We start from the raw sequence: 13,307 nt of genomic DNA on the forward strand, positions 1-13,307 counted from the left end.
GCCGGCCCTTCCTGATCTCACTCCGCCTCCTGTGACGCCATATCAACCGACCCAGCCACCATGCCCCCCACCATCCACCGACAGGAGAGCACCATCTACTCACCGTCGGTCGGCCGCCCCGCGGGCCGCGGTGCGATGTGCGGCTGGTGGTGGAGACATGGCGGCACTCCTCGGGCCCGTTGACACCCCCAGGTCATGGGCGGGAGCTCCCGTTCGGCCCTCGGGCCCGGGCGACGGTGCCGCGTGGGGGGAGTCACACCACGGCTGCCTGAAACGCCTTCATGCAGGCGAAGCAGTGCTTGTCCGTCGGCTCCTGCCGGCTGGGCTGCTCCGGCTTCTTCTCCACACCGCACAACGTAGAGGTCTTGTCAGACGTCAGGACATGCCACACCGGTTCTCCCGAGGGGTCCGCGCCCTGCCACATTTCGTGCATGGTCACCTCCCAGGTCGATGTGGAGAACACTCCTATACGAGCACGGCCGGCCCGGGGTGGCCTCCTGCGGGGGCCGAACGGGCTACACAGGAAGTCGGCCGGATCGGCCGAGCCCGCCGGACCGCGGCGCGGGATCACCGCCGAAGCAGTCGTCGTCGGCCCTTCGACCGCAGGGCCTCTCACAAAGGCGGCACCGACCTCCGGCGCAAGCCGTATGTCCTCTACCGCCTGCCCACCGGCAGCGGACCGGCACGCTGCTGACCGGCAACCGCCAACCGGCAACCGGCTCACCGGCCCGGTCCGCCACCCGCGACCGGTCACCCGAGAACGCCTACGAGTCACACCCGGCCGCGTGCGGCGGTCCGCCGTCACGTGCGTTCGGTGGCTCAGGTGTCGTCCGACTCCACCACGGTGTACATGACCGACCTGTTCTGCTTGTGCCGCTGAATGCGTCCCTTGGCCACCAGCGCCTCCAGGGTGTTGCGCACGACCTGCGGTGTGGGCTGCCGGTCCGGGTGTGCGCGCAGCAGTTCCTCGCGCAGTTCCGCGGCGAGGCGGGGCTCGGTGTGCGCGGCGAGCAACTCCAGCAACAGATCCTGGAGGAGAGCCGGCCGCTCTTCCTGCTTGTCGGCAGCCTTGGCGCCGGTCCGGCCGGCGCGGGTCTCGCGCTGACGGGTGTCAGGGCTCGCACCCGCGTCGCGCGGACGCCTTGTCGCGGCTTCGGTGGCATCGGACGAGGTGGCCGAGGTGACGGAGGCCGACACTTCCGGCTCGTTCTGCGCCTGCCGCGGTACGGGCGTCAGGTCGGAGGCCGCGTCGGAAACCGCGTCAGATGCCCCCGCGAGTTTCAGGATGTCCAGGAGCAGTGCCTCCTCCTGGTGCAGAGCCTCCAGCTGACGCGTCAATTCCTTCTGCCGGCGGCGGTTCTCGGCCAGATCGGAGATCGCCTGTTCGGCATACCGCGACCGGATCGTGGTGGTGGCTGATGTGGTGGGCACAGCCGTTCACTCCCTCAGTGTGGATGACTCAGCGCATGTTACTGGGAGCGCAGGAGCCTGCCGAGGCCGGGAAGCGCGGCAAACGCACGCGGACGCGCCCCCGTCGTGTGCCGCATGTGCGATCGAGGGTGCCGGCCGACGGAGTGCGGCCGGACGCCTGCCGTCACCGCGCCGAGGTGTGAACCGGCGCGGGCGCGGGCTGACATCCCGGCCCATGTCCTGGTCGTACACATGCGGGCCGAGACACGCGCCCGAACCCGCGGCATGCGTGGCCCGGCGCGTGTCGGTCCGGCGGGAGTGCGGGGCACACCACCGGAAACCGGGCACATGTGTGGGTTGTGCCGGGAGGGCGTGGACCGGGCCCGGGGGTCGGCGACCGGGAGCTGCCCGACGGAGGCGTTGGCGCCGCCGGGCAGGAGGGAGGCCGGCCGGTCGGTGAGCCGGGAGGCGAACCGGGCGACGACGTCTCCGGCGGCCAGGCCGGGGATCATCGGGTCGGTCCAGCCGTGGTCGTTGCCGCCCCGGGCGGCGGCGAGCGCCGTGCAGGCGACGGCGGCGGCCATCAGCGCGAAGCCGGTGTACCGGCCCTCGGCGGGCAGCGCTCGGAGCCGGCGGGGTCCCGTACCCGTGCGGGCAGCGCTCGGAGCCACCGACCCGACGGCCTCCCTCTCCGCCGCGGACCTCGCGCTCGTCCGCCGTCACCGGTTCCGACTGGTCTCCTTCATGCCCGAGACGCAGCGCGCCCGGGCCGAGAAGCGGTACGCCGGCTCCCCGGCACCGGTCACCGTCGTCGGCGACGGCACCGGTGCCCTCAAGGACTGGTTCGACGTCCGCGCCTGCGGCCCGGTCGTGCTGCGCCCCGACCGTTTCGTGGCCGCCGCCTCCCTCACCCAGCAGGCGTCCCGGGCCCTCGCCGCCGTCGTCACCGCGGGGTCGCTCGTCCGGGAAGGAACCCCCGCATGACCCTCGCCCTCGTCACCATGTCGCACAGCCCCCTGCCGGCGTACGCCGACCCGCCCGCCGAGGTGGCCGGCGCCGTCCAGGGCGCCTTCGACGCCGCGCGGGCCTTCGCCGAGTCCTACGAGCCCAGCCTGGTCGTCTGCTTCGCGCCCGACCACTACAACGGCTTCTTCCACGACCTGATGCCGCCGTTCCGCATCGGCTACCAGGCGTGGGGCGTCGGCGACTACGGCACCGCCGAAGGACCGCTGAACGCGCCCGCCGAGCGCGCCGAGGAACTGGCCCAGTGGGTCGCCGAACGCGACCTCGACGTGGCCGTCTCCCGCCGCATGGAGGTCGGCCACGGCACGGTCCAGCCGCTGGAGATCCTCTTCGGCTCACTCGCCGCCGTGCCGACCGTCCCCGTCTTCGTCAACGGCGTCGCCAAGCCCTTCGTGACGATGCGCCGGGTCCGCCGCCTCGGCGAGGCGGTCGGCGGCTACCTCGCCGCGCTGGAGGACGAGCGGGTGCTCCTCGTCGGCTCCGGCGGCCTCTCCCACGATCCGCCCGTGCCGCAGTGGGCCACCGCCGACGACACCGCTCGCGCGATGCTCCTCGGCGGCGGGCACCCCACGGCCGCCGCCCGCGACGCCCGGCAGCAGCGGGTCATCGACACGGCGAAGGCCTTCGCGGCGGGCACGGCCACCATCCGGGACCTCAACCCCGACGGGGACCGGGCCCTGATGGCGACCCTCGCCTCCGGCGACCTCTCCCCGGTCGACGCGATGACGGCCGAGCGGATGGCCGAGGAAGCCGGCAACTCCTCCCACGAGGTCCGCACCTGGGTCGCCGCCTTCGCGGCGCTCGGTGCCGCGGGCCCGTACGAGGTGACGTACGAGTTCTACCGGCCCGTGCGGGAGTACATCGCCGGCTTCGGCGTCATGACGGCGCGGACCGCGCCGTGACCGTTCAGGCCACGCCGTCCTGCCACCACCAGAACTGCGACCCGTAGGGGTACTCGATGCGGCTGTCCACGTGCTGCCACGACACCGAGTACGTCTCCAGGCCGGAGAAGCCGCAGGTCTCGGCGATGCGGTAGACGGAGAGCGTGGACAGCCCCGAGACCACCACGTCCGCGGCGACGCCGTAGGTGTGCATGCTGTTGGAGGCGCCGCCCACCGAGGAGTTGTACGAGACGCTGCGGAAACCGGAGTTGACGGTGACGGCTCTGCCGCCGGCCTTCTTGCGCAGCGCCTCCAGCTTGTACATCAGGCGCCGGACGTTCTCCTTCACCTGGGTGGAGGAGACGTTGCCGCCGCTGAAGCCGGCGCCGTCGTGCGAGGTGAACTCGCTGAAGTCGAAGTGCGCGGTCGAACCGTCCGAGCTCTCCAGGGCGTTGAGCGCCGACTGGGTCGCCGGGCCGGCCACGCCGTCGGCGCTCAGCCCGTAGGCGGACTGGAACCGCTTGACCGCGGCGGCGGTGCCGGAGCCGAAGGCGCCGTCGACGGCGACGTAGGTCTGCTGGGCACTGTCGGCGGCCCAGCCGGCCACCCGGATCTGGAGTTCGGCGACATCGGCACCGGTGGAGCCCTGGGACAGCGTCCTGGACCAGCCGTAGGCGGCGGCCGGGGCGGCCGCGGCAGCGCCCAGCAGCCCGGCGGTGCCGACGGCCGCGGTGAGACCGAAGGCGGTGCGCAGCACACTGCGGCGGCCGGGTCGGGGGTCGGGGTTCATGGCTGTCTCCTCGCGGGGTCGTGATCGTCGGGGTTCAGGAGGTGACGAGGGCGCGCCAGGTCAGCGGGCCCACGATGCCGTCCGCGGTGAGCCCCTTGGCGGACTGGAAGGCGACGACGGCGTTGTAGGTGTTGGTGCCGAAGCTGCCGTCCACCGTCAACGAGGCGCCGCTCGCGTTGAGTTCGCTCTGCACGGCGGAGACGGCCGGCCCGGAGCTGCCCTTCTGCACGGTGACGACGAGCGCGGCCCAGGTCAGCGGGCCCACGACGCCGTCGGCGTCGAGTCCGTTCGCGGACTGGAAGGCGACGACGGCGTTGTAGGTGTTGGTGCCGAAGGCGCCGTCCACGGTGAGCGCTGCGCCGTGCGCGTTGAGCAGGTACTGGATCGTCTTCACCGTCTGCCCGCTCGCGCCCTTCTTGACGGTCGGCCACGCGGTGGTGGTGGAGCCACCGGTGCCGAGGGCGAGCGCCTGCAACTCGGCGGTGGTGCCGTTGAAGACGTCCTGGTCGCCGGGGAAGGTGCCGGAGTCCGCGTACTGCCAGATGCTCTGGGCGCTCCACCCGGCCGGCAGGGTGCCGACGCTGCTCGCGTAGCGGGCGATCCACAGCGGGTTGGTGGCGGCCAGGGCGCTGGTGTTGCCGGTGCAGGTGCTCCACCAGTCGGTGGTGGTGTAGATCATCGGGTAGCGGCCGGAGAGGGCGTACATCTCGTTGCTGAACGCCTTGATCCAGGACACCATGGCGCTGGCGCCGAGCCCGTAGCAGGAGGCGCCGTAAGGGTTGTACTCGATGTCCAGGGCCGGCGGGAGCGTGTAGCCGTCGGCGGTCCAGCCGCCGCCGTGCGCGAAGAACCAGTCGGCCTGTGCGGCGCCGCCGGAGACGTCGGGCAGCGCGAAGTGGTAGGCGCCGCGGATCAGTCCCGCGCTGCGGGAGCCGTTGTACTGCTGGCTGTAGTACGGGTTGGTGTAGCTGACCCCCTCGGTCGCCTTGACGTAGGCGAAGGCGGCGCCCTTACCGGCGACGGACGTCCAGTCGACATTGCCCTGGTGCCCGCTGACGTCCAGGCCGAGCGGGCCGGCGGAGAGCGCGGCGGCGGTCTCCACGGAGGCGACGGTGGAGGCGGTGCGCGCCGCGGACACGCTGCCGTCGAGCGAGCTGCCGGCGTGCGCGGTGCCCCGCCGGGGGAAGGGCGCGTCCGCGTCATGGCCGGCACGCGCCGGGGCGGAGCCGGCGGACGTCACCGCCCGGTCGTCGGCGCCCCGGCCGGCGGCGAGGGCGGTGCCGGGAACGGACGTCAGGAGCAGCCCCGCGAGCAGCGGAGCCAGGACCGCGGCCGTGCGAAGGCGCAGGCCGGAGAGGGGGGAGGGGAGCCGGGCCGGTCTGTTCTCGGGCATGGGAGATCTCCGCACGGTGGACGGGCGGTACAGGGAACGGACTGTCATTTCATGTACATGACAGCCGAATCCTAGGAGTCGTCCGCCGCCCGGGGGAAGAGGTTCCCGCGGTGAATCTACGCGCAGAGACCAGCCGCCGCACACCCCGCCCTGCCGGTCGCCCGGCACCAGGAGACGGCCGCGTCCACGGCCTGTGCCCAGGCGCGGTCCACCGGCGCTGCCGCACGGCGGCCCCGGAACCGGCCGCCGTCCACCGGCTCAACGGCCGCTGCGGCGCAGTACCCCGCACAGGACAGCCCCGCCGAGCCGTCGTACCGGGCCGCTCATCCGAATCTGGCGGCCATTCTCCGGTACAGCCCCGGGCAGGCCCCCCGCACTCGTGCGGGCAGCCGGAACCAGGCCGGCACGTACACCTCGTCCTTGCCGCGCCGCACCGCCCCCCACACGGCGTCGGCCACCCGCTCGGGGGAAACCGGTCGGGGCGACGACCGCAGATAGGGAACCCCCCGCCGCTCGAAGAACGGAGTGTCCACCACACCGGGGATCACATGGCTGACCCCCACACCGGCGCGGCCGAGTTCGTACCGGAGGGCCTCCGCGAAGGAACCGAGCCCGGCCTTGACCGCGGAGTAGACGGCCTCGCCGCCCACTCCGAAGCCGCCCGCGACCGAGCCGATCAGGACGATGCGCCCGGCGCCCGCCGCGGCCATGTGCGGTGCCACCTGCCGGACGATGCGCAAGGTGGCGAGCAGGTCGACGGCGACCACCTCTTCGATCGCGGAGGGCGGCATGGTCGTGAAGTCGCCGGCCCAGCCCACACCGGCACAGGCCACCAGGAGATCCAGGCGGCCGAGCCGGTCCAGGGCGAAACCCGCGAGTTCCCGGTCGGCGTGGGGCCGGGTGAGGTCCGCGGGGAACACCGCGGCGGACGCCGGCGCCGCCACCCGCGCCAGCCGCGCGGCGTCGCGTCCGTTGAGGACCATCCGCCAGCCCCCTTCGGCGGCCAGCCGACGGGTCACCGCCGCGCCGATCCCGGAGGACGCGCCGGTGATCAGCGCCGTACCCCGGAACACGGTGGCACCGCTTGCGGCGCGTTCCCCCGCGGGCGGGGGCTTCGCACCGGACGCCGTCACCGACGGCGTTCCGGCGTGGGAGCGGGCGTGGGACATGGACACCTCGCTGCGCCGGCGGACGGGGGAGGGCCGGGAACGCCCTGCCGGGCTACCGTGCACTCCGGGGACGCGGTCGCAGCCGCTCGGAGCCCGCAGCGGCGGCCGCCGCGCGCAGGCCGCCCGCGGCGAGGGCGCCGGCGACCGCCAGGTCGAGGCAGGCTGCCGTGCGCCACCGGTCGCTGCCCAGCGCCAGGCCGGCCATGGTGGTGGCGTGCAGGGCGTCGGGTGCGACGGACCAGGAGGCCGGTACGGCTCCGGAGGCCGTGGCCAGACCTCGCAGCGCGTGGCGGATCCCCAGCACGCGTACGACGGTACGCGCCGCCGCGCTCGGCCGCGTGCGCGGGCAGTGCCGCAGTACCGCGTTCGGAGCCGCTGCCAGGACGGCTCCCCATCCGATGCGGGCGACGGTGATGGTCCTCATGGCGAACCTCCTCGTCCCGGGTCGTCCACGGCCGCGGGCCGCCGGACACGCGCGTCCGGGGACCGCCGAACGGGCCCGACGTCCGCTGCTCCCGCTCCTCACCGGTGCTCATGCGGATCCGCCGAAGCGATCAGCGGCGGCGGTCGGCGGCTTGCCGGTGGCCATGCCGGTCTCCTCCCCTGTCAGGAGATGTCTGTGCATCCCCATGATGTCCGGGTATTTCCATATTGCGCGCCTCGATCGGAGGTCACGCGGTCGCCGGGCGAGTGGCGGTGGCGATCCCGTGGTCGGCGAGAGGGCCGACGGACAGGCCCGCGTCGCGGCACGCGGACACGATGCCGGGCAGGGCGCCGAGCGTGGACCGCCAGCAGCCGGGGGCAGCAAGCCGGTCCGTGTCGTGCAGCAGGACGGTGCCGCCGCCGCGCAGGCCGGCGGTGACGGTCGAGTACACCGACTCCGGGGTGACCCGTGCCGTCCAGTCCCTGCCCCAGGCGGTCCACAGGACCGTCCGCAGGCCCGCCGCGTGTGCGGCGGCCCAGCGTCCGGAGGTGAGGATGCCGTAGGGCGGCCGGTACCACCGGGGGCGCGTTCCCGTCGCGCCGTGGACCGCGGCGACCGCGCGGCGCAACGCCTTCGCGTCGGCTGCCGGAGCCGGAAGCCACGGACGGTCGTGAGTCCAGCCGTGCACCGCCACCTCATGTCCGCGGCGGACGGTCTCGCGGGCCAGGGAGGGATGACGTACGACGCCGTCGCCCAGCACGAAGAAGGTGGCGCGGAGACCGAGCCGGTCCAGCGCGTCGAGGAAGAAGGGCGTGGACGCGGGATCGGGCCCGTCGTCGAAGGTGAGGGCGACGTGGTCCGGGCGGCCGGCACCGGCCAGGTGCCGGAACCAGCGAAGACGTACGGCGGGCAGCCAGGTGGCGGCCGGGACGACGTGTGCGGCGGCGACGGCCACCACCGGGGCCAGGACCGCCGCCGCGCTCCGGGCGGCGCGGGGACCGGGAGATCCGGGCATCCGCTGGGCTCCGCACCTTCCGGGGACCACCGCGCGGGACGGCATCACCGCGCCGCCGCGTCCCTGTGCCGTCAGCATCCCTGCGTCACCGCCCTGTCCGAGTCCGGCCCCGGCCCGTCCCGCGTATCCGGCTCCGTGTCCCAACTGCCGGAGACCGACGGAGCGTGCGCGAGCCCGACGCTTCCCGCTCCCATGAGCATCAAGCCGATCACCTCGGGCACCACGCGCACGCCGAGCGTGATGTCCTCCGCGAACAGCACCCACCCCAGCGCCATGCTCGTCAGCGCGTCACCGAGGGTCAGGGCCGGCTGGGACGCGGCCAGCGGGCCCGCCCGCAGCGCGCTCTGCAGCAAGAGGAAGCCGAGGAATCCCAGGGAAGCGGTCGCGTACACGGGCCACGTCGTCAGCACCGCGCCCAGCCCGTCGGCCAGCCTGCCGGTCACCTCCTTCAGCAGGGTGGCGGTGCCGGCGAAGGACACGGCGCACGCCAGTCCCAGCAGCGCCGCGCGAGGCGCGCCCCGGACCCGGCGGGCCGTCACCGTCAGTACGGCCACGACCCCCAGCACCACCCCCGCGGTCGCCGGCCAGCGTCCCGCGTCGGCGGTGGAGCGGCCGGCGCCGGGAGCGGCCGCCGTCAGGAACATCGCGAGCCCGGCGGCCAGCGCGGCGAACGCCAGCCAGGTCTTCAGGTCCGGACGCCGTCGGAAGACCACACTGCCGACAACGAGGGTGAACAGCAGTTCGGCGGCGAGCAGTGGCTGGACCAGTGAGAGGCTCCCCACCTTGAGGGCGGCCGCCTGCAGGACGGTCGACAGGATGAGCAGCCCGGCACCGGCGAGCCAGGTGGGCCGCCGCAGTACGCGGGCCAGCCAGCGAGCGGCCTGGCCCGGACCGGTCCCGCCTCCGCTCTCGTCCATCGCGGCACGCCGCTGAAGGACGGAGGCCGACGCGTTGGACAGCGCCGCGGACAAGGCCAGGACAACGGTCAGCATGTCGCGTCACCGGCCGTCGAACGAGGCGGCCGGCCGCCGGCGCGGCGCCGGAGCGGCACCGCGCGCCGGTTCGGCGACAGCGCCGAGGCGCGTCGTGCCCAGCCCGCCGAGCAGCATGAGCCACCACTCGACGGCCGGCCGACGGGCCACCGCCACCGCTGCGCCGCTGCCCGAGGACGCGCCGGTCACCAGCGTTGCACTCGACCGCCCGGCGGCGCCCGCTCGGGAAAGCACGTGGGACATGGGCTGGACCTCGGCTCCGGGAGCGGACGTACCGGAAACCGCCGACCGCGGCCACTCCCGGTGCCCGGAGGGCAGAAGGACGAAGTATCCCCCGCTCCGGAGGCCGAAACGTGCGGAGCGGACGTTTCGCCCGGGCGATGAGCGGACACCCCGACGCCGTGCACTCGGTGTCTTCGGCACTCTCCGGGCCCGCGAGGCCGGCCGGCCGCACGCTGCGGATGCTCATCGTCAGCGCGAGCATGGGAGCGGGCCATGACACGGTGGCCCGGGAACTGGCCCGGCGCGCCCGTTCCCGGGGCCACCGGGCCAGCGTCGTGGACCTCCTGAGGCTGCTGCCGGCCGGCTCGGGAACCGCGCTGCGGTCCTTCTACCGGTCGTCCGTCCGCCACTACCCCTGGGCCTACGCCGGCCTGTACCGGGCGTTCCTGCGCCCGGGCACGCGGTACCGTCCCAGCGGTCTTCCCCTCGCCCGACTGGCCGGCGGCCCGGTGGCGGAGCTGGCGGAGCGTACGGAAGCCGACGTCGTGGTGTCGGTCTTCCACCTCGCCGCTCAGCTGACCGGCCACCTCAGAGCGGAAGGGCGGTTGCGGTGCCCGAGTGCGGTCTGCCTGACGGACTTCGCCGTTCACCGTCAGTGGCTCCATCCCGGCAACGACGTCTACCTCTGTCTCACCGACCAGGTCGCGTGGGAGGTGGGCCGGAGCATCACCGTGCCCGTCGAGACGACCGGTCCGGTGGTGGCACCCGGCTTCTTCGCACCGGCTGCCGGGGCCTCCGCGTGGCGACGGCGCTTCGAACGGTACGCCCCCGGACGTCCGCCCGTCCTGCTGTCCGCCGGTGCCTGGGGAGCCGCGCCGGGGCTGGAGGACACCGCTCGGCTGCTGGCCGCCGCGGGCTATCTCCCGGTCGTGCTGTGCGGCCGGAACGAGCGGCTGCGGGCCCGGGCGTCCGGGGTGCCGGGCGCCCTGGCGGTGGACTGGGTCACCGACATGCCCGGCCTGCTGCGTGCGGCCCGGGTTCTCGTCGACAACGCCGCCGGGCAGACCGCCGTACAGGCTCTCGCCTCCGGGCTGCCCGTGGTGGGTCATCGCCCCCTGCCCGGTCACGGCGCGGAGGGCGTGGCGCGCATGGCGGCGCTCGGCGTCTCGGAGGCCGCCCCGGACGGCCCGGCCCTGCTGCGCGCGCTCGGCCGGCTGTCGGCCGACGCTCCGGAGCGGGACCGCGGCATCGCCCGCGGGCGTGAGCTGTTCCGGGCCGATGCCCTGGCCCGGGTGGAAGCACTCGCCGACAGCTTCGCCGGGTGACGGTTCTCGGACTCCGGCCCCGCGGGTCCGAGCCGGGTCAGTCGGCAGGAGCGTCGCAGGGCACGTCGGCCGAGGCCGTCGGCGGGGTGCGCCGGGTGCGCAGGTGCCGGGGCAGGACGCATGCGTGCCGGGCGAGGAGCTCGGCGAAGGCGGTGGTGAGCGGGTCGGGGCGGGTTCGGGTGTACGCGGTGAGGGTGCGGCGCAGCGGCGGGTCGAGGCGCAGTGCGACGCCGTCGAACTCCCGCGGGACGATGTTGGCGGGCACCAGCGCCGGGCCCAGTCCGGCGGCGGCGAGCAGCGGGACCGCGGAGGTCTGTTCGGCACGGACCGCGACCTTGGGCTGGAAGCCCGCGTCGGCGCAGGCCCGGTCGAGGAGGTCGGCGAGGCCGTTGCCGGTGGCGAAGTGCACCCAGTCGCGGTCGGCGAGCGTGCCGAGGGCGACGGCCGCGGGAGCGCCGGCGGCGAGCGGGTCGTCGGCGGGCAGCACGATGACGAACTCCTCGACACCGAGGTCGCGCACGGGGCCGTCCCAGCGTTGCGGGGTCGGGCCGACGGCGAGATCGGCCTGGCCGGCGGCCATCGCCGCCTCCAGCCGGCTGGTGTGCGGGTACTCGCGCAGCCGGATGCGGACGCCCGGATGCCGGCGGCGCCAGGCACGCAGCACCTGGGGCAGGACGCCGAGGCTGACGGAGTAGACGGTGGCGACCTCGAGTTCGCCGCCGTCCAGTCCCGCCGCCTGGCGGGCGGCGGAGCGGAGGCGGTCGGCGTCCTTGAGCGCGGCGCGGGCGTGCGGCAGCACGGCGCGCCCGAGGGGCGTCAGGCGGATCGTGCGCGGCAGGCGTTCGAGTAGCGCGCCTCCCAGCGAGGTCTCCAGGGCGCGGACCTGGTGGGAGAGGGCGGGCTGGGTGACGTGCAGCAACTCCGCCGCCTGGGTGAAGGACCCGGTGTCCACGATCGTGACCAGGTACTCGAGTTGCCGGAGCGTCGCCATGACCAAATGTTATCGCCGCGCTCAAAAGCAAGCCTTGGACTCATCGACGCAGCGCGGGAGAGGCTCGTCCACGGCCGCCGCGCCCAGCGCGCGGACGGCGGATCCCCTTTCCCCGATCATTCGACGGAGTACTTCCATGCCTTCTTCCACTGCTCTCGACGGGCGGTTCCTCGACGGGCGGCGCCTGGTCGTCATCGGCGCGGGCTCCCGTACGGGCAGGCTGATCGCCCGGGCGGCCTCGGCCGCCGGCGCCGACCTGGTGCTGGCCGGGCCGGACCCGCGCAGACTCGAGTGGACCGCCGGCGAACTGTCCGGCCCCGCCCTGGTGGCGCCGGTGGACCTGGCCGAGGAGGACTCGATCGCCCGGCTCGCCCGGCAGACCGGCGCCTTCGACCATCTGGTGTCCACGGCGGCGATGCCCGCGAACGGGCCGCTGGCCGAGCTCGACCTCGCGGCGGTGCGGCGGGCCTTCGCCGCGAAGGTGATCGGCCCGCTGCTGCTGGCCAAGCACCTGGCGGGGCAGGCCGCCTCGGGCGGCTCGTTCACCTTCTTCTCCGGGGTGGCCGCCTGGCGGCCGGCCCCGGAACGGACCGTGATGGCCACCACCAACGGGGCGCTGGCCTTCCTGGTCCAGGCCCTGGCCGTGGAGATCGCCCCGGTGCGGGTCAACGCCGTCTCGCCCGGCATCGTCGACACCGGCTCCTGGGACGGGCTCGGCGCGGACAAGGAAGCGTTCCTGCACCGGGTCGCCGAACGCAACCCGGCCCGCCGCGTCGGCACCCCCGACGACCTGGTGCGGGCAGTCCTGTTCGCGATGAACAACCCCTACGTCACCGGCACCGTGCTGCACGTCGACGGCGGCGGCCGGCTCGTCTGAGCCCCGGCGCGGCGGCCGTGGCGTCGACCGGGTCCGCCACGGCAGCAGCAACGACGACCACATCGAGACCGAGAGAACTCCCTGATGCACAAGGTGATCCGTACCGTCCTCGTCACCGCCGCCGCCGTCGTCGGCGCGGCCGCGCTCACCGTCGGCGCCGCCATGGCCGTCGGTGCGTTCGACTACCACCGGCGGCCCGGTGGGCCGGGCGCCCCGGCGTCGCCGCGCGACCTCGTCGACCGCTCGCCCGGCCTGGTCCGGCCCGGAACACTGACCGTGGACCGCTCGATCGGCCGGCGGCGGGCCGCCCAGGAGGTGCACCTGGCCCAGCAGCTGTACACGTTCTGGAACACCGGCGAGCAGAAGTACCTCGACGCCGCCGTCAGCCCGCGCTTCCGGGACAACACCCTGCCCTCCGGCCGCCCCCAGGGCCCCACCGGCCCGCTCATCGCGTCGAAGGACTTCCGCGCCGCCGGGCCGGACCTGACCTGTGAGCCGGCCGATCTCCTGGTCACCGGCGACAGGATCGCCGCCCGGCTGGTCCTTCGCGGCCATTTCACCGGTACGTTCCACGGCCTCCGCGGCAAGGGGCAGCGGATCCGCTTCGACGCGATCGACATCCAGCACGTCGGCACCGACAAGATCGTCGAGGACTGGCACATCGAGGACGACGAGACCCTGCTGAGGCAACTCGGAGTCACCGGCTGACACGCCCTGCCCCGGCGCCCTTCGCCGTCCGCGCAACCGGGTCCCGCGTGGCGGGCCCGCTTCCCACAGGCCGGGAGCGCCGGACTC

General features: G+C 74.3%; 14 protein-coding genes. 5 read left to right on the forward strand and 9 right to left on the reverse strand.

The window, feature by feature from the left end; all coding sequences use genetic code 11:
- Positions 1 to 819 precede the first annotated feature (819 nt).
- Entirely contained in the window at positions 820 to 1,431 is a 612-nt protein-coding gene (locus VKA29_RS07735; protein ID WP_324784470.1) for a hypothetical protein, read from the reverse strand.
- A 435-nt stretch (positions 1,432 to 1,866) separates the two neighbouring features.
- On the opposite strand from VKA29_RS07735, the gene VKA29_RS07740 reads away from it, so the two are divergent.
- Complete coding sequence (locus tag VKA29_RS07740; protein WP_324784471.1) at positions 1,867 to 2,394, forward strand: hypothetical protein; 528 nt, start codon at positions 1,867 to 1,869, stop codon at positions 2,392 to 2,394.
- Entirely contained in the window at positions 2,391 to 3,335 is a 945-nt protein-coding gene (locus tag VKA29_RS07745) for a 3-carboxyethylcatechol 2,3-dioxygenase (protein ID WP_324784472.1), read from the forward strand. The genes VKA29_RS07740 and VKA29_RS07745 overlap by 4 nt, the downstream gene beginning before the upstream one ends.
- 4 nt (positions 3,336 to 3,339) lie before the next feature.
- Here VKA29_RS07745 and VKA29_RS07750 read toward each other — a convergent pair whose 3' ends face one another.
- The 7 genes from VKA29_RS07750 to VKA29_RS07785 all read right to left on the reverse strand — a co-directional run bounded on the left by VKA29_RS07750 (position 3,340) and on the right by VKA29_RS07785 (position 9,340).
- Positions 3,340 to 4,104 (reverse strand): D-Ala-D-Ala carboxypeptidase family metallohydrolase, encoded by a 765-nt coding sequence (locus VKA29_RS07750; protein ID WP_324784473.1) that lies wholly within the window; start codon positions 4,102 to 4,104, stop codon positions 3,340 to 3,342.
- A 34-nt stretch (positions 4,105 to 4,138) separates the two neighbouring features.
- Positions 4,139 to 5,497, reverse strand: coding sequence for a GH25 family lysozyme (locus tag VKA29_RS07760; RefSeq protein WP_420718456.1), 1,359 nt, complete (start codon positions 5,495 to 5,497; stop codon positions 4,139 to 4,141).
- 323 nt (positions 5,498 to 5,820) lie between these two features.
- Positions 5,821 to 6,666, reverse strand: a complete 846-nt coding sequence (locus VKA29_RS07765) for an SDR family NAD(P)-dependent oxidoreductase (protein WP_324784474.1) — start codon at positions 6,664 to 6,666, stop codon at positions 5,821 to 5,823.
- A 52-nt stretch (positions 6,667 to 6,718) separates the two neighbouring features.
- Positions 6,719 to 7,090, reverse strand: a complete 372-nt coding sequence (locus tag VKA29_RS07770; RefSeq protein ID WP_324784475.1) for a hypothetical protein — start codon at positions 7,088 to 7,090, stop codon at positions 6,719 to 6,721.
- Between the two features lie 247 nt (positions 7,091 to 7,337).
- Positions 7,338 to 8,105, reverse strand: coding sequence for a polysaccharide deacetylase family protein (locus VKA29_RS07775; RefSeq protein WP_324784476.1), 768 nt, complete (start codon positions 8,103 to 8,105; stop codon positions 7,338 to 7,340).
- A 71-nt stretch (positions 8,106 to 8,176) separates the two neighbouring features.
- On the reverse strand, positions 8,177 to 9,097 hold the full coding sequence (locus tag VKA29_RS07780; RefSeq protein ID WP_324784477.1) for a DMT family transporter: 921 nt from the start codon (positions 9,095 to 9,097) through the stop codon (positions 8,177 to 8,179).
- Between the two features lie 6 nt (positions 9,098 to 9,103).
- The gene (locus VKA29_RS07785; protein WP_324784478.1) at positions 9,104 to 9,340 is read right to left on the reverse strand and encodes a hypothetical protein; all 237 of its coding nucleotides are present in this window, start codon (positions 9,338 to 9,340) and stop codon (positions 9,104 to 9,106) included.
- A 137-nt stretch (positions 9,341 to 9,477) separates the two neighbouring features.
- On the opposite strand from VKA29_RS07785, the gene VKA29_RS07790 reads away from it, so the two are divergent.
- Positions 9,478 to 10,644 (forward strand): MGDG synthase family glycosyltransferase, encoded by a 1,167-nt coding sequence (locus VKA29_RS07790; protein WP_324784479.1) that lies wholly within the window; start codon positions 9,478 to 9,480, stop codon positions 10,642 to 10,644.
- A gap of 37 nt (positions 10,645 to 10,681) precedes the next feature.
- Here the strand turns inward: VKA29_RS07790 and VKA29_RS07795 are convergent, their stop codons facing one another.
- Positions 10,682 to 11,635 carry a LysR family transcriptional regulator gene (locus VKA29_RS07795; RefSeq protein WP_324784480.1) on the reverse strand — a complete coding sequence of 318 codons (954 nt, stop codon included), beginning with the start codon at positions 11,633 to 11,635 and terminating at the stop codon, positions 10,682 to 10,684.
- A gap of 136 nt (positions 11,636 to 11,771) precedes the next feature.
- Between VKA29_RS07795 and VKA29_RS07800 the strand changes: the two genes are divergently transcribed.
- Entirely contained in the window at positions 11,772 to 12,512 is a 741-nt protein-coding gene (locus VKA29_RS07800; RefSeq protein ID WP_324784481.1) for an SDR family oxidoreductase, read from the forward strand.
- Between the two features lie 84 nt (positions 12,513 to 12,596).
- A complete protein-coding gene (locus VKA29_RS07805) occupies positions 12,597 to 13,220 on the forward strand; it encodes an ester cyclase (protein WP_324784482.1) in 624 nt (207 codons plus the stop codon).
- The last annotated feature ends 87 nt before the right edge of the window (positions 13,221 to 13,307 follow it).

The organism is Streptomyces sp. H51 (genome assembly GCF_035656535.1).
Classification (GTDB): Bacteria; Actinomycetota; Actinomycetes; order Streptomycetales; family Streptomycetaceae; genus Streptomyces.

Excerpts from the sequence above, each read along its gene's own strand:
- VKA29_RS07760 (WP_420718456.1), bottom strand. The coding sequence starts at position 5,497 with ATGCCCGAGAACAGACCGGCCCGGCTCCCCTCCCCCCTCTCCGGCCTG.
- VKA29_RS07785 (WP_324784478.1), bottom strand. The coding sequence starts at position 9,340 with ATGTCCCACGTGCTTTCCCGAGCGGGCGCCGCCGGGCGGTCGAGTGCA.
- VKA29_RS07770 (WP_324784475.1), bottom strand. The coding sequence starts at position 7,090 with ATGAGGACCATCACCGTCGCCCGCATCGGATGGGGAGCCGTCCTGGCA.
- VKA29_RS07780 (WP_324784477.1), bottom strand. The coding sequence starts at position 9,097 with ATGCTGACCGTTGTCCTGGCCTTGTCCGCGGCGCTGTCCAACGCGTCG.
- VKA29_RS07800 (WP_324784481.1), top strand. The coding sequence starts at position 11,772 with ATGCCTTCTTCCACTGCTCTCGACGGGCGGTTCCTCGACGGGCGGCGC.
- VKA29_RS07745 (WP_324784472.1), top strand. The coding sequence starts at position 2,391 with ATGACCCTCGCCCTCGTCACCATGTCGCACAGCCCCCTGCCGGCGTAC.
- VKA29_RS07805 (WP_324784482.1), top strand. The coding sequence starts at position 12,597 with ATGCACAAGGTGATCCGTACCGTCCTCGTCACCGCCGCCGCCGTCGTC.
- VKA29_RS07750 (WP_324784473.1), bottom strand. The coding sequence starts at position 4,104 with ATGAACCCCGACCCCCGACCCGGCCGCCGCAGTGTGCTGCGCACCGCC.
- VKA29_RS07795 (WP_324784480.1), bottom strand. The coding sequence starts at position 11,635 with ATGGCGACGCTCCGGCAACTCGAGTACCTGGTCACGATCGTGGACACC.
- VKA29_RS07775 (WP_324784476.1), bottom strand. The coding sequence starts at position 8,105 with ATGCCCGGATCTCCCGGTCCCCGCGCCGCCCGGAGCGCGGCGGCGGTC.
- VKA29_RS07790 (WP_324784479.1), top strand. The coding sequence starts at position 9,478 with ATGAGCGGACACCCCGACGCCGTGCACTCGGTGTCTTCGGCACTCTCC.
- VKA29_RS07765 (WP_324784474.1), bottom strand. The coding sequence starts at position 6,666 with ATGTCCCACGCCCGCTCCCACGCCGGAACGCCGTCGGTGACGGCGTCC.